Here is a 20,138-nt window from a genome sequence, read left to right on the forward strand (position 1 = left end):
AACTCCTTCTGATCGGGTTCATTCTTTGTCAAAAAAAACGGGGGCGACGGACATCTATCCCTCACCCCCTCAAGCTGCTTACTGATCCTTCCAGCGCTGCACACTTAGCGTCACTGTCTGTGCTCCGCCTGCCGGTGTAAGCGTCCGGTTCGCGATATCTGTACCGTTGGACGCGGTCTCTACCGTGGCCCAGCTCCCGCGCGTCAGCTTATACGTCACGGCGCTGCCTGCCGGAAGGCTCAAGGTGATGGAATAGACGCCGTCACTGCCACGGGTCAGCAGGTAGGCGGGATCAGCCGCATTCCAGCTATTGAATGAACCCGTCAGATAGACCGGAGCATTCGCTGGAGTCGAGCCCGGAACGCTCACCCGGAAGGTGACGCTGTCCGCCTGCGGTTCCCCGGAGGTCAAGCTTCCTCCAACCAGACTGGAGCTGCCGGTACCAAAATGATAGTTATTCCCGCCATTGTTATCCCAGGTGCCGCTGCCGTTATTGAAAGCTGCGGTTAGTCCTGTGGCAGTGCCGAGCGGAATGGTAATGGACTTATAGCCGCTGAAGGTTGAGGCCTGCATAGGCACTCCCGGTGAAGTCGTCCAGGTGGTTGCCCCGTCCAGCTTGTAATGGATATACGAATTGCTGAAGGCCGTATTCTTGTAATAGATCGTCGCCGTGTTGCCCGCCGGAGTAGCGGTTGGCACAGGTGTCGCCGTTGGCGCTACAGTCGGTGTAGGTGTTGCCGTCGGCGCTACAGTTGGTGTCGCTGTTGGTGCTACGGTTGGTGTTGGCGTCACGGTTGGTGTCGCTGTTGGTGCTACCGTCGGTGTCGCGGTCGGTGTCGCGGTCGGCGTAGCCGTTGGCGTCACTGGACCACCTGCCTGGATATTGCCTGTAGGCGTATAGGTCCAAGTGCCTGTGCCGAACAGGTAATTGCTGCCGCCGTTGCTGTCCCAAGTGCCGCTGCCGTTATTGAAGCAGGCTTCGAGCTGGGTGGCTGCGCCAATGTTAATCGTGATTTTGTTATAGCCTGCTACTTCGGCGGCTGGAATGGCTACCCCCGGAGATGTCGTCCAAGTCCCGCCCACCGGGCGGTAATGAATATATGGATTGGTGTAACCCTGCTTGTAGTAGATCGTCACACTGTTACCGGCAGGGGTAACGATCAGAGCGGCTGCGCTGAAGGCCGACAGATTCATGGCGGCGTCATACGCTTTTACCGTATAAGAATAATTAGTGCTGCCTACAAGTCCGTTATCTGTAAAAGAGGTCGTTGCCGAAGTCCCGATCTTCACCCCGTTGCGGTAAATCTCGTAGCCGGTAACCCCGACATTATCAGTGGAAGCTGACCAGGATACCAGCGCGCTGGAGGCATTCTGTACGGTGGCCGTTACATTCCCCGGAACACTTGGTGCCTGCGTATCGGTTACCGGCTGGGTTTTGGAGTAGATTTTGGCCGAATTGGCGCCCAGGGTAACTGTAATTTGCTTACCAGTGACACCGCCTGCCTGCACGGTCACAGTATCGGAGGGGTTCAGCTGATTCACCAGAACCGTACCTGCGGTAAGCGTGCTTTCGGCGCGCAGCGGCAGCGTCACTGTCTGTGATCCCCCAGACGCATTACTGAATGCGGAGATCACTTCCTGGCCGACATTCGTGCCTGTATCAATCCGCCGGGAGAAGGCGTACAGATTCTGTGCGGACCACATTTCGCGCTGGGTGCCGGTGCGCAGGGCCGGGTTGTTTTTACGGATCTCGTTCAGCTTGGCTACATGCTTGAAGGTACTGGCATTCTCATTGAAATAATTCTCCAGTACATTGCCGTTTGCATCCCGCTTCACCATCGACCAGCGGTTCCACGTATCCGCGATTCCGCCCGTCATAATCTGCCCGTTGCCGTTGCCCTTGTTCTGCTCGGTTCCCTGGAAGACCACAGGCGTTCCGCGCACGGTGAAGATAAAGGACAAAGCATTCTGCAGCTTCTCTACACTGCCCCCGGCCTCGGTCAGGAAGCGGTTGCGGTCATGATTGTCGATGAAGGTTACCATATGGTTAGCGTTGCCGCCGTAGTAGGAATCTTGAGCCAGGGTGCCTTTAATCTTCGCGTCAAAAGACTGCCCGTACGCGAAGCTGTTCAGCACGGAGAAGAACAACGGGAAGTCGAGCATCCCCCACTCCTTATTGGTACCGACCCAGCGGGAGACGAATTCGGCATTGCCGTCGAAATTCTCCCCAAAAGTATTCACGCCCAGTAAATTCTGCAGCTCGCCGATATCGGTCGGCTTCATCAGCTTGGCCGCATCGACCCGGGCGCCGTCTGCCCCCGTATAATCAAACCAGCCCTTAATTGAGCTGAAGATGGCCTGCTTGGCAGCAGGAACATCGAAGTCGATATCATCCAGACCGCCCAGATCATGATTCTCCAGATAATCCTGGGCCCACTGATCGTAGCGTCCATCGGCAAGCGACCAGTTAATGTCACCGTTGTGGTGATACCAGGCCGGATTATTGAATGGAGCGGCAGGCTGCAAGGAAGGGATATCATAATAAGCCTGGGTGCCCAGCATGTAATCGCCGATGTGGTTGGGAACGACATCGATGATCACCTTAATTCCGAGCGCATGCGCGGAGTCTACGAGCTCTTTCAGCTTTTCTTTGGTGCCGAAGTAAGGGTTGGCCTTGTTTGGATCTTTGACATTGTAGCCGTGGTAGGCCGTGTTCTTGCCTGTGCCGTTGTTCTCGCGGTTAGTCATCTGCGGCTCGGCTACCGGTGAGATCCAGATCGCGGTATAGCCCATATTGTGAATATACGGGAGCTTGTCAATGACCCCCTGCCAGTCGCCGCCCTTCATATAACGGAAGTCCTCCTCGGAGTTCTCCCCGAAGCGGATAGCCGCACCTGTTGCATTATTGGAAGAATCCCCGTCATGGAAGCGGTCAACCATAATCTGATAAATCGTGTCATTCTCGGTTACGGTGCCAATACTGGCTGCTTCCACCTTAGCTTGCGGCAGGACAAACAGATTCATCATGACCGACAATACAATGGATGTGATTAGAACGGGAACAAGCAGGCGGTTACGTTTTCTTTTCATTCCTCATCTCCCTCTCATGTAAAACCGAATGCAACACTTTGGAGCCAGCGGATACTCTTGCCGTCAATAACTTGAGTCTAACTAAACATCGGGGAAACCGGTTTCCCCACTAAAAATTAACATGTCCCTGTATGCGCTGTCAAGACATAATAATTTATGACTTCCGCAAGCGGGTTCCTATATGGGCTGCCGACTCTGCAAAACATGAAAAAATCATTATTCAGCACAGCTCTTAAAATTCCCTTTACAGAGATGTTCAGGTCTGCTAGAATATCCAAAGCTAATTGTAAACCTAAATTAGTTATTAGGTCTACAATAGAAATATACGGCGCTCTAATACTTCAGCGTACCAAAAACAATACAATTCGAGCTTAATTGGCTGTTCAACCTATGGGAGGATGATTGAAATGACCACAATGGGAGCGGAGATGGAATGGCAACTGCTTGCCGATAAAGCACTACGTGGAGAATGTTTAACATTAGAGGAAGGACATGCTGTACTCGAAGCCAACGACGATGAGCTGCTTCTGCTCATGCATGCAGCGTTTAAGGTGCGAAAGCATTTTTACAGTAAAAAAGTCAAGCTCAATATGATCATCAACGCCAAAAGCGGCCTTTGCCCCGAGGACTGCGGCTACTGCTCGCAATCTATTGTGTCGACGGCTCCGGTTAAAAAATACCCCTTGCTAGATAAAGACACCTTGCTCTCAGGCGCACGTGAAGCTATAGCACGCAAAGCCGGGACCTATTGCATTGTAGCATCCGGAAAAGGGCCGACAGACAAGGAGCTAGACCAAGTGGCGGACGCGGTTAGAGAAATCCGCAAGACAATGCCGCTAAAAATTTGCGCATGTCTGGGCATTCTCAGGGATGATCAAGCCAGACGTCTTGCTGAAGCCGGCGTACATCGGTACAACCACAACTTGAACACCAGTAGAGCCAATTATCCTTCCATCTCGACGACCCATACCTTTGATCAACGTATTGAAACTGTGGAGAAGGTAAAAGCACACGGCATGTCCCCCTGCTCTGGTGTCATTATCGGTATGGGCGAAACCAATCAAGAAATTGTTGAAATGGCCTATGCGCTCCGCGAACTGGATGCGGATTCGATTCCAATCAATTTCCTGAATTCCATACCGGGAACACCCTTGCAGCACGCTGGCCGCACGCCGTCGACTAAAGCGTTGAAGGTACTCGCCCTGTTCCGTTTCATTTGTCCGTCTAAAGAAATCCGCGTGGCTGGCGGCCGGGAGATCAGCCTCCGTACGCTGCAGCCTTTATCTCTGTTCGCTGCAAATTCACTCTTTGTAGGTGATTATCTAACGACAACAGGCCAAGACATATCGGCTGATCATCAAATGATTGAGGACTTGGGCTTTGAGATTGAACAAAATGCCCTTTAGGAAGGTGCAGAGCATTCATTCAATAAAAAAAAGCGGCAGTCCGGACTTCAATTTCTCGTCCTTAACTGCCGCTGTTTCTTTTATGGGTTACTTAAACACCGGTTCCCGGAACTGGGCCAGCTTGGCGGCGGAATCCTTCTCGACATCGGCATGCAGGCTGTTGCCGTGCGCATCCATAGTCACTATCGCTGCGAAGCCGTCCACCTGTAAATGCCACATCGCTTCAGGAATACCGAATTCCATGAAGTCTACCGCGTTGACCTTCTTGATACATTCTGCGTAATACTGCGCTGCACCGCCGATGGCATTGAGGTAGACCGCGCCGTGCTCCCCTAAGGCCTTAAGGGTCTTGGGTCCCATACCGCCTTTGCCGATTACGGCGCGGATACCGAACTTCTTGATAATATCGCCCTGATACGGCTCCTCGCGGATACTGGTCGTCGGGCCAGCCGCCTTCACATGCCAGCCTTCATCATCCTTCAGCATGACCGGGCCACAGTGATAGATGACAGCACCGTTGAGATCGACAGGGGTATCGTGATCCATGAGGTATTTGTGCAGGGCATCGCGGCCGGTGTGCATCTCGCCGGAGAGGATCACCACATCGCCGACGCGCAGGCTGCGGATATCCTCCTCACTGATCGGTGTGGTCAGGCGGATCTCGCGCGAGCCGCCTGAGCCGGCGGAAGCTGCCGCAGCCGGTTCAGATGCTGCCCCATTCCCTGAGACGGCCGCATCCGAAGCTGCTTCACCCGTCCCGGATACAATAGCCGGTGCCGCAGGAATCGTAGCATCCTCTGGCACCACGCCGGAAGCTGTCCGTTCTGCCGCAGCTACACCCACAGGTTCAGCAACAGGCTGCGGTGCCGCTTCCCCCTCAACAGATATCCCGGTGCCGCTCTCATACAGCCAATCCTGAATGTCACCGGTAGCCGGATGAACCAGAATGCCCTGACGGCGGAAGGCCCAGCAGTTATAGGCTACGGAGACAAAGAAGCTGGCTGGCAGCCGGTTCATTACTCCGATTTTGCAGCCCAGCAGCGTCACTTCACCGCCGAAGCCCATCGTGCCGATTCCGAGCTTGTTGGCATTCTCCATAATGTAATGCTCCAGCTTGCCCAAATCTTCATTAGGATTCACATCCTCAACCTTGCGGAACAGCTGCTTCTTCGCCAGCTCATAGCCCGTGGTACGGTCGCCGCCAATGCCTACACCAATGAATCCTGCGCTACAGCCTTGGCCCTGCGCCTGGTACACGGAATGCAGGATGCACTTGCGGATACCGTCGAGGTCGCGTCCGGCTTTGCCGAGTCCCTCCAGCTCTGCCGGAAGGCTGTACTGGATGTTCTTATTCTCGCAGCCGCCGCCCTTCAGAATCAGCCGGACATCAATGCTCTCTTCCTCCCACTGCTCGAAGTGAATCACCGGAGTGCCTGCCCCCAGATTATCCCCGCTGTTCTCGCCGGTTAGCGAATCTACGGAATTGGGCCGCAGCTTCCCGTTCTTCGTAGCGCGGATAATTGCGCTGTGAATATCCTTCTTCATCTCTATCTGATTCACGCCCACCGGCGTATGAATTATAAAAGTCGGCATCCCCGTATCCTGGCAGATCGGCGATATTTGCTGCTCCGCCATTCCGATATTCTGCGCTATCGTGGTTAGTGCCAGTCCGGAGCGTGTCGCCCGGTCTTCCAGCGCCCGCCCTCTGGCCACTGCCCGGCGCACATCGCCCGGCAGGTTCGTGGAGGTCTCTACAATCAAATTATAAATGCTCTCTTCAAAATGCTGCATCTTCATTCAGTCTCCTCTCCATCTGGTTCAAGCGGCCCTAACTCTGGTACAATTAGTTACTATAATAGCACATTAAGCTGCTCATGAAAGGGGTTACTTCAAAATTGAACTACCATTTCTCCGCCTATCTCTACCGGCTGCAATATATCCAGCGCTGGAGCCTCATGCGCAGCACCGCCCCGGAGAACGTGGCGCAGCATTCGTTCCAGGTCGCCCTGCTGGCGCACATGCTGTGCACCATCGGCAATGCCCATTTCGGCCGGTCGCTGAACGCCGACCGCGCATCCACGATGGCGCTGTTCCACGACGCCACCGAGGTCTTCACCGGCGACATCGCTACGCCGGTGAAGCATAACAACTCGCGTCTGCTGTCCAGCTTCCGCGAGATGGAGCAGGTGGCCGCCGACCGGCTGGCGGCCATGATCCCGCCGGAGCTGAGCGCAGTCTATGCGCCGCTCCTGCAGCCGCACACCAGCCCGCCCGGCTCCGAGGATGCCGGACTGCTCCGCTACGTCAAGGCAGCGGATGTGCTGGACGCTTACCTGAAATGCGTCTGGGAGGTCGCCGCAGGCAACCGCGAATTCGCCGCTGCCAGAGAGCAGACTGCCGCGAAGCTGCATGTACTGGAGATGCCTGAGATGGAGTATTTCCTTAAACACATGGCTCCGGGCTTCGAGATGTCGCTGGACGAGCTGACTTCCAGTGCGAGTCAGGGACAGTCTGCCGGACAGCCTGAATCTATAGAGTAGATAGAGTACACACATACATTTGGCCCATCAGCCTTCGCGCTAGCGATTGTATTCGGTTTTTCGCATACATCCTGCCCACGAGCTTTCGTGGTAGAAGGAGAAGTCAGCGTGAGCAGCCTACAACCCATATACAATGCAAATAACCCGCCATGAAGCGGGTTATTTGCATATGATCAGGTTAAGTTAGACACGGTTAGTCTAGTCAAGTTAAGTTAAGCACGATTAGTCAAGTCAGTCTAAGTTCATTCAGTTTGGCTGTTCAGGTCAAGCTGATTCGATATACCTGATCAGTTTAAGTTGCACCCGGTTTGGTCACATCAGGCTCTCAACCAGATTCAGCTTGCCTACCTCAACCCAAGCGGCTCGGACAGGATATCCCAGTCCTTGAATACCGGCTGGAGTCCTTGCGAGCGCAGCATCTCGGCCATCTCGTTCACGCTGCGGTTGTCCGAGATTTCAAACTGCGGCGTTCCCCCTTCCAGGGAATGTCCGCCCACTTCGGTGGATACCCCGGCGGACATCTTCGTGATGCCGAGCTGGACCAGATGATCGCGCAGAGCGGCAGGCTCGCGTGTGGACAATGAGATGCCGGAGCGCGGCAGGAACAGGCGGTACGCCAGGATGATCTGCACCAACGCACGGTCGGTAACATCGCTTGCCGGGTTGAATTCGCCTAAGTACGGCCGGAATCGGGGAGTCGACAGCCCGATTTCGCATTCCGGGTACTTATCCTGTAAATACCTCGCATGCAGCGCAGTTGCCAGCGCCTCCTGGCGCCATTCGTACATGCCGAGCAGAGCCCCGATATTTACCGAACGGAAGCCCGCCTGGCAGCCCCGCTCGGGAGCATCCAGCCGGTTGCGGTAGACGCGTTTGGGTCCTTTGATATGCAGCGCACGATAAGTCTCCTGATGGTAGACCTCCTGATAGAGCGTCAGACCGTCCACACCGGCTTCTCTGAGCTCAGCATATTCGGCTGTCGAGAGCGGATTCACTTCAATGCTGACGGAAGAGAAATAGCGGCGCAGCACGTTCACGCAGTCCCTCACATAACCGGCCGGACTGTCACTCCGGGATTCTCCGGTCAGGATCAGAATGTGGCGCAGGCCCGTGGCTGCGATGATCTCTGCTTCCCGGGCGACCTGCTCCAGCGTCAGCTTTTTGCGCGGAAAATCATAGATAGAACTGAAGCTGCAATACGTGCAGTGATTCACGCAAAAATCAGCCAGATACATCGGTGTAAACAGCTGCATCACATGGCCGAAATGCGTACGCGTTAACCGGTGCGCCTTCTGCGCCATCTCCTCCAGATAAGGCTCCGCTGCCGGTGACAGCAGGGCCATCAGCCCCTCTTCATCGACCCGCTCTGCACGAAGCGCACGCTTCACCTCCTCTGCCGTATAGCGGCTCCATAGCGTTCCGTAAGGAAGCTGCTCCAGCCGGGTCATCGTCTCATAAAAGCTCATAACCGTTCTCTCCTCCCTATTCCATCTGTCAGGCCAAGAACCCGGTCAACGGTGAAGAGGCTGCCGCCGTCTCCTCTACGGGCCCTAGTCCAGCGAGATAAGCCTTGCGCCCTGCAGCTACCGCGTCACGGAAGGCTTCTGCCATCAGCAGCGGATCTGAGGCGGTGGCAATCGCTGTATTAAGCAGCACCGCTGCGGCCCCCATCTCCATCGCCTCAGCCGCCTCGGACGGTCTGCCGATTCCGGCATCCACGATCACCGGCAGCTCCGTCTCGGAGATTAGAATGCGGATCAGTTCCTTGGTCTGCAGTCCGCGGTTGGACCCGATCGGCGCTCCCAGCGGCATCACGGCCGCAGCCCCCGCTGCCTTCAGCCGCAGGGCGGCGGACAGGTCAGGACTCATATACGGCAGCACCACGAAGCCCTCAGCTGCAAGAATCTCGGTCGCCCGGATGGTCTCGGTATTATCCGGCAGCAGATATTTCTGGTCGTTGATGACCTCAATCTTCACCCAGTCCCCCAGCCCCGCCGATCTCGCCAGCCGGGCAATCCGTACTGCTTCCTCTGCGGTGCGCGCACCGGAGGTATTAGGCAGCAAGGTCATGTGGGAAGGAATATGGCTGACAATATTGTCACTGCTCTCCGGGTCCACCCGGCGCAGAGCAACGGTAATGACCTGTGAGCCTGATCGCGTAATCACCTCGGGAATGAGGGTGTTGCGGCTGTATTTTCCGGTGCCAATGAACAGTCTGCTGGTTAGAGTCACTCCGCCAATCATCAATGAGTCTTGCATGTTAACGCCTCCTGGAATAAGTCTTCTTGTTTAGCCTCCGCCTACAAAATGAACCAGCTCCACCCGGTCCCCCTCGCTGAGCAGTGTCTCTCCATAAACCTCTCTGCCGGCAAGCTCACCGTTCAGCTCGACAATCACCAGCTTACCGGCCCACTCGGGCCGGGACAGCAGATCCTCCAGTGTCCGGCAGCTCTCTTCAATTCTTTGCCTCTTCCCGTTAACGGTCACATTCATGCCTGTTCACCTCCTGCTGTACCCTGTGCTTGAGCCATATCCAGCGCTTCAGCCAGCTCTGCTGCCCTGTGGACCGCTTCCCTGTACGCCCGGGCCGCTGCCACCGGGTCCGGGGCTCCGCAGATCCCCGACATGACAGCAATGCCGGCTGCCCCCGCAGCCAGAACCGCTCCGGCATTGCCCGGTGTTATGCCGCCGATGGCAATCAGCGGGATGCAGCTCCAGCGGACGGCCTCTGCCAGCTGCGCAAGTCCGCGTGCCTGCTGTCCCGGCTTACAGGCCGTCGGGAACACATGCCCGTAGAGGCAGAAGTCTGCTCCCTGCCTTCCAGCCTCCGCCGCCTCTTCCCGCGAGTGTACCGATCTGCCGATCCGCAGGTCCGGCGCAAGGCCGCGCACTGCGGCTGGAGGAAGACTGTGCCAGGCTAACTGTACACCGCCTGCCCCTGCAGCCAGGGCAACATCGATCCGGTCATTAATGACCAGCTTCGAAGGCGGAACCCCGGCCTGAAGCATCTGCTGCGCCGCCGCCAGCAGTTCCCGGGCGGGCATGGCTTTTTCGCGGAGGTGGATATAATCCACTATAGAATGTACCGCCACGGCCCATTCGGCGAGCGCTTCAGGCGGCAGCCGCCCGTCCGAGACCGCATGAATCTCATACAACACTCTTTCGCCTCCCGTCTGCTCCAAGCCCGCTCTGCACCACCCCGCAACACAAAAAAGACCGCTCCCCGTAAAGGAAGCAGTCTGGAATAAAAGCAGGAATACCGTGATTAGCCGTATACCCCCGCTGCATTATTCGTTCTCCACTTCCCTACGCTGGTATAAACCAGATCAGGTTCAAAGGGTCCGGACAACTACGCCCGTCTCAGCCTTGCGGCACCCCTAGTGATCGTTCTATGCGGTTGTTTCGTCTTGCTTGTTGTATATTAGCATATTATTTCTGTTAGGGCTATTCTTTCGTAGATTTTACTTCAATTACAAAAACCACGGATGAACTCCCTTCTGAAAATTTACCATCCTCGGTTGTCCAGAATGCTGATATGCCGTAGTAATAAACGCCATGTTCTTTTGGAGCATTAAAAGAGCCGTTCTTCAATGGAATTTGCACTTCTTTATCATCGACAAATTGCTGAACGGTTAATCCGCCGGGTGCCGGTTTATAAGTAAAAGCAACATCAATCCTCCCCTCAGGGGCTATAACAGTGGGAGTAACCCCCTGTACCATGGATTGTCCTCCTGTATAATCCGCACATCCTAATTTTCCCCAGCAATAGCTGCCTTGGGTAACCGGAATTTGGGTTTTTCCGGAAGTAACAAGGGGTAGCGGTGGCGATTCCTGTGTAATTCTAATCCCAATGCTTTTTGCATTTCCTTCCAATCTTGTATTTGCCACAAGTCTCCCTGCAAAAGGAGTCAAATAAATGAACACTACCAGAAAAACTAAAATCCCCGCTGCAGATAGAATGAATCCTTTTTTTCTAAGCATCCCAATCCCCTTTCATATCAAATTATCTAAATAGACGGAAATATATTGTAATAGTTACAAGCGCTGAAAAAAAGCCTGCCGGCAAGCGGTTAGGCTTTTTTAAAATAGAATTTATATGTTGCACACGAATCTGCATCCAGATCTTATTCTGCACCCATCATCCGTTCACAACCTCGCCGCCGTTCACATGCATCACCTGTCCGCTCACATAGGAGGAATCGTCCGAGGCCAGGTACACATACGCCGGTGCCAGCTCTTCAGGCTGTCCCGGGCGCTTCATCGGCTGAGTGCCGCCGAACTCACTGACCTTCTTAGCGTCAAAGGTTGACGGGATCAGCGGGGTCCAGATCGGTCCGGGCGCTACCGCATTCACGCGGATACCCTTATCCGCCAGATTCATCGACAGTGACCGGGTGAAGCTGAGAATGGCTCCCTTGGTGGACGAATAGTCCAGCAGCTGCGGGCTGCCGCGATACGCCGTGATGGAGGTGGTGTTAATGATCGTAGCACCTTTTTTCAGATGAGGCATGGCGGCCTTGGTCAGATAGAACATGGAGAAAATATTCGTCCGGAACGTACGCTCCAGCTGCTCCGCCGTAATGTCCTCAATATGATCCTGCGGATGCTGCTCCGCCGCATTGTTAATCAGGATGTCAAGCTTGCCGAGTCCTTCAACGGTTTGACGAATCAAGCTCTGACAGAAGCATTCGTCCCCGATATCCCCGGCGATCAGAATACACGTTCTGCCCTCCTGCTCCACCTGGCGTTTGGTCTCTTCCGCATCCTCATGCTCGTTCAAGTAGGAGATCACCACATCCGCGCCCTCCTTGGCAAAATGAACGGCAACCGCACGCCCGATCCCGCTGTCGCCTCCGGTAATGAGCGCAGCCTTGCCCAGCAGCTTGCCTGCTGCCTTGTACGCCGGTGTCTCAAACTCCGGAAGCGGGTTCATCTCACTCTCAATTCCGGGGCGCTGATCCTGCACCTGCGGTGGTAAAGTTTTGACAGGTTGCTTGCTAGTGTCTGGCATAATCCATTCTCCTTTCGCTGTCCACAGTATTGTTGATCAATCATGTTAGCATGGCTTAAGGTCTGGTGTTTATGCATCAGGCAGTGTGCCTGCTTGGCTGTACGTTATGTTACTTACCACACTTGGCAGCCGCCCAAACAACCAATCTTGATTCGCCTGCACCTATAGCGGAACGATAGTACGGTAAGCAACGAACGTTTCCAAAAAGAATATTATCTATATCCGCTAGGGGGAATGTCCTATACTTTGTGGGGAACAACGGCAAGATCGTATCGAAATCATACTAGCAGGAGGGTATCACACAATGAATGCAAGAGTCACACTATCTCCGGTCACCCGGGACGATATCGATTTCATCACAGATCTGGAAATGAGCGCTTCACTCTGGCCCTTCGAGGATATGCTTCCAACCGACAAGGATGCAGTCCGGAAGACTGTGACGGAACGAATCCATAGCGATTGGCATAGACAATTCCTGATAAGGCTGGCTTCCCCGGAGGCAACCCTTGTAGGGGAACTGAGTATACATTGGTATGTAAAAGAGCGCGAAAGCTGGGAGCTGGGCTACAGCCTTTTCCCAGAATACCGGGGGCAAGGCTACTGCACCGAAGCGGCGCAGCTGGCCTTGAAGCTTGCTTTTGAAGAATGGAAGGCCCACAGAGTCGTGGCTATGTGCAATGAATACAATACCTCATCTATCAAGGTACTAGACAGGCTAGGCATGGTCCGCGAAGGCGTATTCCGGGAGGAAATACACTGGAACAACCAGTGGGTGAACCAATACTTTTATGCGATACTGGACCGGGAGTACCGGGCGATTACCGGGATACGATAAACGTACGGCCTACGCGGTGCGCCCGGCTCAATTGTGTTCGGTTTTTCGATTACATTCGGCCTACGCGGTTTGTTTTCGCATACATCGGGTCGATTTCTCTTCATAGCAATACATCGCCCCTCATGACAAGACCTCACTCCTTGGGATAGCGGCCTTATTTCCAGAACTCTATTCATCTTCCTTCACAATTGCATCCTGAACCTTACCCGCACCCATAACCTTCGTTGACGTATTCAGAATCGCCTGCGTCACCGTTGTCCCTTCATCTAGCTCTATCTTAACCCCTGTTGCAGAGGCAGCGGTCTTAAGCGTGCGTATGGAGCCTTTTTGCAGGTGGAGGACGGGTCCTTTGGCTTCAATGTTCACATCTCCGAAATTGCCGTTAAGCGTCACTACGATCCCGGCTGCAAGGCCGGATGGCAGATCAATTTCTGTGAACCCTTCTCCGGTACCCTCCCCCTCTTCCAGATTTACACCGGACTGTACCGACATTGCCTTCACCCAGGTTGTACCTTCGGTGACCAGGCGGGCAGTTCCACTATTCTTCTGCACAATCACTTGGTTCATGGTTGTGTTCTTTAGCTGCACTGAGGGATCTCCGCTGCCCTGTATGATGACCTTGCCTAGTACTTCAACACTGTCCAAGTTCACCTCTCCGTTGCCGATTCCTTCCTCCAGGACCAGGTCTCCAAAAATCTTCAGATTCTGCAGCAGCACATCATAGCCGGATACAGTGACATTGTTATAGTATTTGATGGCTCCTGGTTCAAAGCTTCCAAGCCCCTCAGAATGGCTGATAGTTACACTCTGCAAGCCGCCGCTTGTGACATTGTAGTAATCCAGCAGAGCAATCGCTTCGGCCCGGGTCATCGCCTGTTCTGGAGCAAACCGCCCGTCCGGGTACCCCTTCATTCCTCCGTCATTGATCAGTGCAGCGACATCGGCTTCACTCCAGCCTGCAATCTGATCCTTATCGCTGAACATGGATAATACCTCCGTGCTTCCCGTCTCAAAATACATCATTCTGCTCACCATAATCGCCGCCTCCTGGCGCATAACGGGATCGCCCGGACGAATCGTGCCTCCGTAACCCTTGATGATGCCCACTTCCAGCGCTTTCGAGATTTCTTCGTATGCCCAGCTCGTCTTAGGCAGATCGCTGAAATCAGCCTTCACCTTGCTCTCAGCCGTCAGCCCGGCCAACTGGTTGATTAACGCGATAAATTCCGCTCTAGTGATCGCCTGATCCGGCCGGACTGACCCGTCCGCGAATCCCTTCAGCCATCCCTGTTCCAGCCAGCGGCTCATCTGCTTCTGCGCCCAGTGTCCTTCATAATCGGCTGCCGCAGACATATGCCCGGCTGAACCCAGCAGCAAGCCCAGACTCAGCCCGACCGTTACTAATTTTCTTCCTATCATTACTGCGCTCACTCCTAAGTATGTATGTGATGCCAAATGAACCAAGCACCTAATCATAGTGTAGCGGAATACACAGCCGTTGGGAACAATATCCAACCATGTGCATCCAGACATAGGAAACAGCCCTGGAAGCCGGAGCTTCCAGAGCTGTTACCACACCGCCGATCCGGCAGCAGGTTATTTAGATAATTGTGTTGTAGACCATGAAAAAGATCATGACGACCAGCGAGACCATCAGCAGCAGACTCATGGTACGGATCTTGGCAGTCTCCGCAGAGACATCGCGGTTCTCTCTCATGCCTGCCGCAGCAAGGCGCAGAGGCTTGGTCATAATCCCGCCGAACGCGAACATAGCCAGCAGCAGCACCGTAACAATGATCATCCAGGGTACAGAATACTCACCCTTAGTCATCATGTAGCCGCCGGTCAGCAGCTGAATTACCAGCCCGTATTGGGCAAAACGGTTGAATCCGCCGATTGCACTGAGCGTGCCTTCCTTCGCCGGGGAGGACAGCTTAGCCGTCCCGCTTAAGATAAACGGCAGCACCAGATAGAAGCCAAGTGCCAGTGTCCCGATCATATGCAGAAAAAAGAAAACATGACCCATCATAATCTCCTCCAATTTCAATTTGCGGGGCTCCGGCAGATTGCCGGGGTTACATTGTTACCGAAGAAGTCACCGCCCGGACCGAATCAGCGGACTGGTCAAGCGCCGCCTGTTCCTCCGCCGTAAGCTCCAGTTCAAAAATCCGCTCAATGCCCTCCGCTCCCAAAAGCGCAGGAACTCCCATGAACAGGTTCTCATAGCCGTATTCACCCTCAAGCAGAGCGATTACCGGTATGATCCGTTTCTTGTCCTTGAGAATAGCCTCCGCCATCTGAACCAGGGATGCTGCCGGAGCATAATACGCGCTGCCGTTCCCAAGCAGGCCGACAATCTCACCGCCGCCGACACGGGTACGCTGCACAATCTCTGCGATGCGCTCTGCCGGGATAAGCGTCTCGATCGGAATACCGCCTACGCTGGAATAACGCACTAACGGCACCATATCGTCGCCATGGCCGCCCAGCACGAAGCCGCGCACATCCTCTACCGATACATTCAGCTCCTGAGCGATGAAGGTGCAGTAGCGGGCCGTATCCAGCACCCCGGATTGCCCGATGACGCGGTTCTTGGGGAAGCCAAGCGCATGATAGGCCACGTATGTCATGGCATCCACCGGATTGCTCAGTATGATCACAATGGACTCTGGAGCCACGCGCTTCACATTCTCACAGACCGATCTGACGATGTTCGCATTGGTATTGACAAGATCCTCACGGCTCATGCCGGGCTTCCGGGCAATCCCTGCGGTAATAATCACAATGTCAGAATCCGCTGCGTCCTCATAGCTGGAGGTTCCGGTAATTTGAGCATCGAAATTCTGCACGGGGCCCGCTTGGAGCATATCCAGCACCTTGCCCTTGGTCGGATTCTCAAGCTGAGGAATGTCAAGCAGCACTACATTGCCAAGCTCCTTCTGGGCAAGCATAAGCGCCGTGGTCGCGCCGGTGAATCCGGCACCTACGACAGTGATTTTTGAACGTTTGATCGCCACGGTAGCCCTCCTAACCTGATGATAGTCTGAAGGCGGCCTACATAGATATAAGCTACACGGATGTGCAGCTTATATCTGTAGTATTTACCGGCCCGGCCTGCTTACAGATGGTTGATGATCTCGTCAGCAAAAGCAGAGCATTTCAGCTCAGTCGCGCCTTCCATCTGGCGGGCAAAATCGTAAGTAACCGTCTTGTTGTTAATCGCCGTACTCATTCCCTTGTAGATCAGGTCAGCCGCTTCCTGCCAGCCCAGATGCTCAAGCAGCATAACGCCGGAGAGAATAACAGAGCCCGGATTCACTACATCCTTGTCAGCATACTTAGGTGCCGTACCATGTGTAGCTTCGAAAATAGCATGTCCCGTAATATAGTTAATATTCGCTCCCGGAGCGATACCGATGCCGCCAATCTGGGCAGCCAGTGCGTCGGAGAGATAGTCACCGTTCAGGTTCAGCGTCGCAATGACATCGAAGTCTGTCGGGCGTGTCAATACCTGCTGGAGCGCAATGTCGGCAATGGCATCCTTCACGATGATCTTGCCTGCTGCTTCGGCTTCCTTCTGGGCAGCATTCGCAGCCGCTTCACCGTCGCGTTCCTTGATGACATCGTACTGGTTCCAGGTGAAGACCTTATCGCCGAACTCCTGTTCAGCCACTTCATAGCCCCAGTTCTTAAAGGCGCCTTCAGTGAACTTCATGATGTTGCCTTTGTGTACCAGGGTCACGCTCTTGCGTCCGTGCTTGATCGCATACTCTACTGCTGAACGAACAAGGCGTTTCGAGCCTTCCTCGGATACAGGCTTAATACCGATACCGGATGTTTCCGGGAAGCGGATTTTGTTCACGCCCATTTCCTTCTGCAGGAATTCGATCACCTTCTTCACTTCGTCAGAGCCTTCCTGATATTCAATACCGGCATAGATATCCTCAGTGTTCTCACGGAAAATAACCATATCCACCAGCTCAGGATGCTTCACCGGAGAAGGAACGCCGTCGAAGTAGCGCACAGGGCGCAGACATACGTACAGGTCAAGCTCCTGGCGCAGCGCTACGTTCAGGGAGCGGATACCTCCTCCAATCGGAGTGGTCAGCGGGCCCTTGATGGCCACAATGTACTCACGGATCGCTTCCAGCGTGTCGTTCGGCAGCCATTCACCATATGTATTGAAGGCCTTCTCGCCGGCAAACACTTCGTACCACGCAATTTTCTTCTCACCGCCGTAAGCTTTCTCTACAGCTGCATCCAGCACCCGCTTGGAGGCTTTCCAAATGTCACGGCCTGTCCCGTCACCCTCGATGAATGGAATGATCGGCTGATCCGGAACCAGCAGCTTGCCGTCTTCGATTGTAATTTGTTCGCCTTCTGTGGGCAGATCGTATTGTTCCAGTTTCAACATTGGTAGATATTCCTCCTAAAAGTATGATGTATAAGCATTCATATCATTCATTGTACTAAAGGGGTAGAGCAGCCCGCAAGGGCCGCCCTCCCTGCCGTCCTGTTATCGCTCGTCTACAGGGACGTACTTCATGTCGGACATGCCTGTATATTCCGCACGCGGACGGATGATACGGTTGTCTTCGTACTGCTCCAGAATGTGCGCCGTCCAGCCCGAAGTGCGGCTGATCGCGAAGATCGGGGTGAACAGCTCCCGTTCAATCCCCAGCTGTGTGTAGACCGATGCCGAATAAAAGTCGACGTTTGGTTTCAGCCCCTTTTGGCTGGTGATCAGCTCTTCCACCTTGACCGACATGTCATAGAGACTGGTGTCATTCTTCATCGTGCCCAGCTCGCTGGACATCTTCATCAGGTGCTTGGCGCGCGGGTCGCCGTTCTTGTAGACACGGTGTCCGAAGCCCATAATCTTCTCGCGGCGCTCCAGCTTGCCCTGGATATACGGCTCCACCGCGTCCAGGCTGCCGATCTCCTCAAGCATCTTCATTACAGCTTCATTCGCCCCGCCATGCAGCGGCCCCTTAAGCGCCCCGATCGCTGAGGTCACACCGGAATAGATGTCAGACAAGGTCGCAACCGTTACCCGTCCGGCAAAAGTCGAAGCATTCAGCTCATGGTCGGCATGCAGCACAAGCGCGGTATCCAGCGCCTTGACGGATACCGCATCCGGCTCTTTTCCCCACAGCATGTAGAGGAAGTTCTCGGCGATGGTCAAGCCTTCCTTGGGAGCTACCGGCTCCAGGCCTTTGCGGATGCGTGCCAGTGCGGCAACTACGGTCGGAATCTGCGCCTGCAGCTTCAGCGCCTTGGTCTGGTTCGCTTCCTTGCTCATATCATCGGCGGCTTCATCGTACAGCGCCAGACTTGATACGGCAGAGCGCAAAGCGGCCATGGTGTTGGCTTCCTTGGGATACAGCTTCATTTGAGTGAGCACCTGCTCCGGGATCGGAGCGTGAGCGCTGAGGTCGCGCCGCAGAGCTTCAAGCTCCGGCACCGTCGGCAGACTGCCGAACCACAGCAAATAAGCGGTCTCCTCAAATGTGGCATGGTCCGCAAGATCGTCAATATCATAGCCGCGGTAAGTGAGCACTCCATCTACGATAGAGCTGATTGAGGAAGTCGTTGCAACAATGCCTTCAAGTCCTTTAGTAGCTGTCATAGTATCTCTCTCCTTTGCCAACAAGAGTGTATAGTGCCGCTTCAAATCTCATGTAAACATTTACATTTCCAAGTATTTCAACTCTCTCTGAAAAAAGCTTCAGGACCGGCTCAGAAGATTGCAACTAAATTTCTGCTCTTTAACCTTTAATTATCATACCGGATTTTGACGGTTATGTGAACAACGTGGAAGCTTTACAGGACATCAAATGATTTTATCGGAGGGATAGAAAAAAACGAACGCAAAACCTGATTCATGAACGCGCTTCCAGGTTATGGATATGCCCGCTGTCTGCCCTTTTCTGGCGCTGCTAGTCTTTTCACACCCCCTATGAATATATATAAGACGAGCCGTTATTACTGGAATCACGCCAGAGTAGGAGGGACGTAAGATCGATACACTTGTGCTGAAAAGAATGCTGCGCGGCCTCTGGGTCGTGCTTGCCGCCGCCCTGATTCTGCTGGCTGTATATGTACTGCTGCCGCTCCTGTACCCCCTGCTGATCGCCTGGCTGCTGGCTTATTTCATGCATCCGCTGGTCCTGATTCTTAAGGGGCTGAAGCTCCCCGGCTGGCTCGCCGTATCCCTCTCGCTGCTGTTCTACATCGGAGGCATCGCACTTGTACTGACCGCTCTAATCACGCGGCTGGTCAAAGAGCTGATCGGATTGCTCCAGACCTTCGATATTCATACCGGTCAGTGGCGGGAGCTGCTGCTGTCCCTGAGCCGCAATGCCAGCATTCAGAATATTATTAACCAAATCAACCAGTTTTACCACGACAACCCGGGCTATCACGCCACCATTGACAGCAATATCAACCGGACTACTGAAACGGTCGGCCAAGCTGTGACACAGATGATTACCGGATTCTTCAATATCATCCTGAAGCTGATCTCCTCGCTGCCGAGCCTTGGCACCATTCTGATTGTCATCGTATTGGCCGCCTTCTTCCTCAGCACCGGCTGGGAACGGCATAATGCCAAGCTGACCGCCTTGCTCCCGGCCCCGCTGCTGAGACCGGTGTCGGAGATCTGGAAGGATCTCCGCAAGGCGCTGTTCGGCTACATCCGCGCCCAGCTGGTGCTGATCTCCGTAACGGCGGTAATTGTGATCATCGGCCTGCTGCTGCTAGGGGTCAGCTCAGCCTTCGCCATCGGCCTGACCATCGGCATTGTCGACCTGATTCCTTATCTGGGTGTCGGTATCGTCATTCTGCCCTGGGCCTTGTATTCATACATGACCGGGAACATGGCGCTGGCCATCGGGCTGCTGGTGCTCTACGGCATCATCCTGATCACCCGCCAGGTACTGGAGCCCAAGGTACTCGCCAGCAGCATCGGCGTCGATCCGCTCGCCATGCTGATCGGCATGTTTGCCGGCCTTCAGCTAATGGGCATGCTCGGCCTGATCCTCGGCCCGGTGCTGCTCGTTATTCTCGACGCGTTCGCCCGCGCCGGCGTATTCCGCGCCCTGCGCACTTATATCCTCAGCGGCAGGCTGCATTAGGGGCGTCCGAAACAACTTTGCTCCACACCACTCCCTGAAGCCAAAAAGGCATCCAGCCGCAGCACCCTGCAACTGAACACCTTTTGGCAAGCCTGATTACTCCATAGTACTCCTAAGCGA

17 protein-coding genes and 1 riboswitch are annotated in these 20,138 nt (G+C 54.4%); of the genes, 4 read left to right on the forward strand and 13 right to left on the reverse strand.

Annotated features, from left to right (window positions below):
- Positions 1-78: 78 nt before the first annotated feature.
- Positions 79-3,090: a carbohydrate binding domain-containing protein gene (locus NSS64_RS18465; RefSeq protein ID WP_341141079.1), complete on the reverse strand. Its 3,012-nt coding sequence runs from the start codon at positions 3,088-3,090 to the stop codon at positions 79-81.
- A 407-nt stretch (positions 3,091-3,497) separates the two neighbouring features.
- On the opposite strand from NSS64_RS18465, the gene bioB reads away from it, so the two are divergent.
- On the forward strand, positions 3,498-4,496 hold the full coding sequence (gene bioB, locus NSS64_RS18470) for a biotin synthase BioB (protein ID WP_445667803.1): 999 nt from the start codon (positions 3,498-3,500) through the stop codon (positions 4,494-4,496).
- A gap of 87 nt (positions 4,497-4,583) precedes the next feature.
- Here the strand turns inward: bioB and NSS64_RS18475 are convergent, their stop codons facing one another.
- Entirely contained in the window at positions 4,584-6,287 is a 1,704-nt protein-coding gene (locus NSS64_RS18475) for a fumarate hydratase (protein WP_341141080.1), read from the reverse strand.
- 104 nt (positions 6,288-6,391) lie between these two features.
- Here NSS64_RS18475 and yfbR point away from each other — a divergent pair, with 104 nt between their 5' ends.
- Positions 6,392-7,036 carry a 5'-deoxynucleotidase gene (yfbR, locus tag NSS64_RS18480; protein WP_340942224.1) on the forward strand — a complete coding sequence of 215 codons (645 nt, stop codon included), beginning with the start codon at positions 6,392-6,394 and terminating at the stop codon, positions 7,034-7,036.
- A gap of 344 nt (positions 7,037-7,380) precedes the next feature.
- Here yfbR and thiH read toward each other — a convergent pair whose 3' ends face one another.
- The 6 genes from thiH to NSS64_RS18510 all read right to left on the reverse strand — a co-directional run bounded on the left by thiH (position 7,381) and on the right by NSS64_RS18510 (position 12,047).
- The gene (gene thiH, locus NSS64_RS18485; protein ID WP_341141081.1) at positions 7,381-8,502 is read right to left on the reverse strand and encodes a 2-iminoacetate synthase ThiH; all 1,122 of its coding nucleotides are present in this window, start codon (positions 8,500-8,502) and stop codon (positions 7,381-7,383) included.
- 28 nt (positions 8,503-8,530) lie between these two features.
- Positions 8,531-9,295 carry a thiazole synthase gene (locus NSS64_RS18490; protein ID WP_341141082.1) on the reverse strand — a complete coding sequence of 255 codons (765 nt, stop codon included), beginning with the start codon at positions 9,293-9,295 and terminating at the stop codon, positions 8,531-8,533.
- 30 nt (positions 9,296-9,325) lie between these two features.
- Complete coding sequence (gene thiS, locus NSS64_RS18495; protein WP_036725578.1) at positions 9,326-9,529, reverse strand: sulfur carrier protein ThiS; 204 nt, start codon at positions 9,527-9,529, stop codon at positions 9,326-9,328.
- Positions 9,526-10,194, reverse strand: a complete 669-nt coding sequence (locus NSS64_RS18500; protein WP_341141083.1) for a thiamine phosphate synthase — start codon at positions 10,192-10,194, stop codon at positions 9,526-9,528. Before NSS64_RS18500 ends, thiS begins: the two co-directional genes overlap by 4 nt.
- A 128-nt stretch (positions 10,195-10,322) precedes the next feature.
- Positions 10,323-10,425, reverse strand: a riboswitch (TPP riboswitch).
- A gap of 55 nt (positions 10,426-10,480) precedes the next feature.
- Positions 10,481-11,017 (reverse strand): hypothetical protein, encoded by a 537-nt coding sequence (locus NSS64_RS18505; RefSeq protein ID WP_341141084.1) that lies wholly within the window; start codon positions 11,015-11,017, stop codon positions 10,481-10,483.
- A gap of 157 nt (positions 11,018-11,174) precedes the next feature.
- Positions 11,175-12,047 carry an SDR family oxidoreductase gene (locus NSS64_RS18510; RefSeq protein ID WP_076082909.1) on the reverse strand — a complete coding sequence of 291 codons (873 nt, stop codon included), beginning with the start codon at positions 12,045-12,047 and terminating at the stop codon, positions 11,175-11,177.
- A gap of 304 nt (positions 12,048-12,351) precedes the next feature.
- On the opposite strand from NSS64_RS18510, the gene NSS64_RS18515 reads away from it, so the two are divergent.
- Positions 12,352-12,882 (forward strand): GNAT family N-acetyltransferase, encoded by a 531-nt coding sequence (locus NSS64_RS18515; RefSeq protein ID WP_341141085.1) that lies wholly within the window; start codon positions 12,352-12,354, stop codon positions 12,880-12,882.
- Between the two features lie 168 nt (positions 12,883-13,050).
- Here NSS64_RS18515 and NSS64_RS18520 read toward each other — a convergent pair whose 3' ends face one another.
- From NSS64_RS18520 to citZ, 5 genes are all read right to left on the reverse strand, one after another.
- Positions 13,051-14,301, reverse strand: a complete 1,251-nt coding sequence (locus NSS64_RS18520; RefSeq protein ID WP_341141086.1) for an S-layer homology domain-containing protein — start codon at positions 14,299-14,301, stop codon at positions 13,051-13,053.
- Between the two features lie 181 nt (positions 14,302-14,482).
- Positions 14,483-14,908: a hypothetical protein gene (locus NSS64_RS18525; RefSeq protein ID WP_036695834.1), complete on the reverse strand. Its 426-nt coding sequence runs from the start codon at positions 14,906-14,908 to the stop codon at positions 14,483-14,485.
- Between the two features lie 49 nt (positions 14,909-14,957).
- The gene (gene mdh / locus NSS64_RS18530) at positions 14,958-15,899 is read right to left on the reverse strand and encodes a malate dehydrogenase (RefSeq protein ID WP_340942236.1); all 942 of its coding nucleotides are present in this window, start codon (positions 15,897-15,899) and stop codon (positions 14,958-14,960) included.
- A 101-nt stretch (positions 15,900-16,000) separates the two neighbouring features.
- Positions 16,001-17,296 carry an NADP-dependent isocitrate dehydrogenase gene (gene icd, locus NSS64_RS18535; protein ID WP_341141087.1) on the reverse strand — a complete coding sequence of 432 codons (1,296 nt, stop codon included), beginning with the start codon at positions 17,294-17,296 and terminating at the stop codon, positions 16,001-16,003.
- Between the two features lie 102 nt (positions 17,297-17,398).
- On the reverse strand, positions 17,399-18,511 hold the full coding sequence (gene citZ, locus NSS64_RS18540; protein ID WP_036725592.1) for a citrate synthase: 1,113 nt from the start codon (positions 18,509-18,511) through the stop codon (positions 17,399-17,401).
- A 391-nt stretch (positions 18,512-18,902) separates the two neighbouring features.
- Between citZ and ytvI the strand changes: the two genes are divergently transcribed.
- On the forward strand, positions 18,903-20,018 hold the full coding sequence (gene ytvI / locus NSS64_RS18545) for a sporulation integral membrane protein YtvI (protein WP_341142843.1): 1,116 nt from the start codon (positions 18,903-18,905) through the stop codon (positions 20,016-20,018).
- The last annotated feature ends 120 nt before the right edge of the window (positions 20,019-20,138 follow it).

This window comes from Paenibacillus sp. FSL H8-0122 (genome assembly GCF_038005345.1).
In the GTDB taxonomy this organism is placed as follows: Bacteria; Bacillota; Bacilli; order Paenibacillales; family Paenibacillaceae; genus Paenibacillus_AQ.

Coding starts and splice junctions, on each gene's coding strand:
- NSS64_RS18465 (WP_341141079.1), bottom strand. CDS start 3,090: ATGAAAAGAAAACGTAACCGCCTGCTTGTTCCCGTTCTAATCACATCC.
- NSS64_RS18490 (WP_341141082.1), bottom strand. CDS start 9,295: ATGCAAGACTCATTGATGATTGGCGGAGTGACTCTAACCAGCAGACTG.
- icd (WP_341141087.1), bottom strand. CDS start 17,296: ATGTTGAAACTGGAACAATACGATCTGCCCACAGAAGGCGAACAAATT.
- NSS64_RS18520 (WP_341141086.1), bottom strand. CDS start 14,301: ATGATAGGAAGAAAATTAGTAACGGTCGGGCTGAGTCTGGGCTTGCTG.
- bioB (WP_445667803.1), top strand. CDS start 3,498: ATGACCACAATGGGAGCGGAGATGGAATGGCAACTGCTTGCCGATAAA.
- thiS (WP_036725578.1), bottom strand. CDS start 9,529: ATGAATGTGACCGTTAACGGGAAGAGGCAAAGAATTGAAGAGAGCTGC.
- NSS64_RS18505 (WP_341141084.1), bottom strand. CDS start 11,017: ATGCTTAGAAAAAAAGGATTCATTCTATCTGCAGCGGGGATTTTAGTT.
- citZ (WP_036725592.1), bottom strand. CDS start 18,511: ATGACAGCTACTAAAGGACTTGAAGGCATTGTTGCAACGACTTCCTCA.
- NSS64_RS18525 (WP_036695834.1), bottom strand. CDS start 14,908: ATGGGTCATGTTTTCTTTTTTCTGCATATGATCGGGACACTGGCACTT.
- NSS64_RS18510 (WP_076082909.1), bottom strand. CDS start 12,047: ATGCCAGACACTAGCAAGCAACCTGTCAAAACTTTACCACCGCAGGTG.
- NSS64_RS18475 (WP_341141080.1), bottom strand. CDS start 6,287: ATGCAGCATTTTGAAGAGAGCATTTATAATTTGATTGTAGAGACCTCC.
- NSS64_RS18515 (WP_341141085.1), top strand. CDS start 12,352: ATGAATGCAAGAGTCACACTATCTCCGGTCACCCGGGACGATATCGAT.
- thiH (WP_341141081.1), bottom strand. CDS start 8,502: ATGAGCTTTTATGAGACGATGACCCGGCTGGAGCAGCTTCCTTACGGA.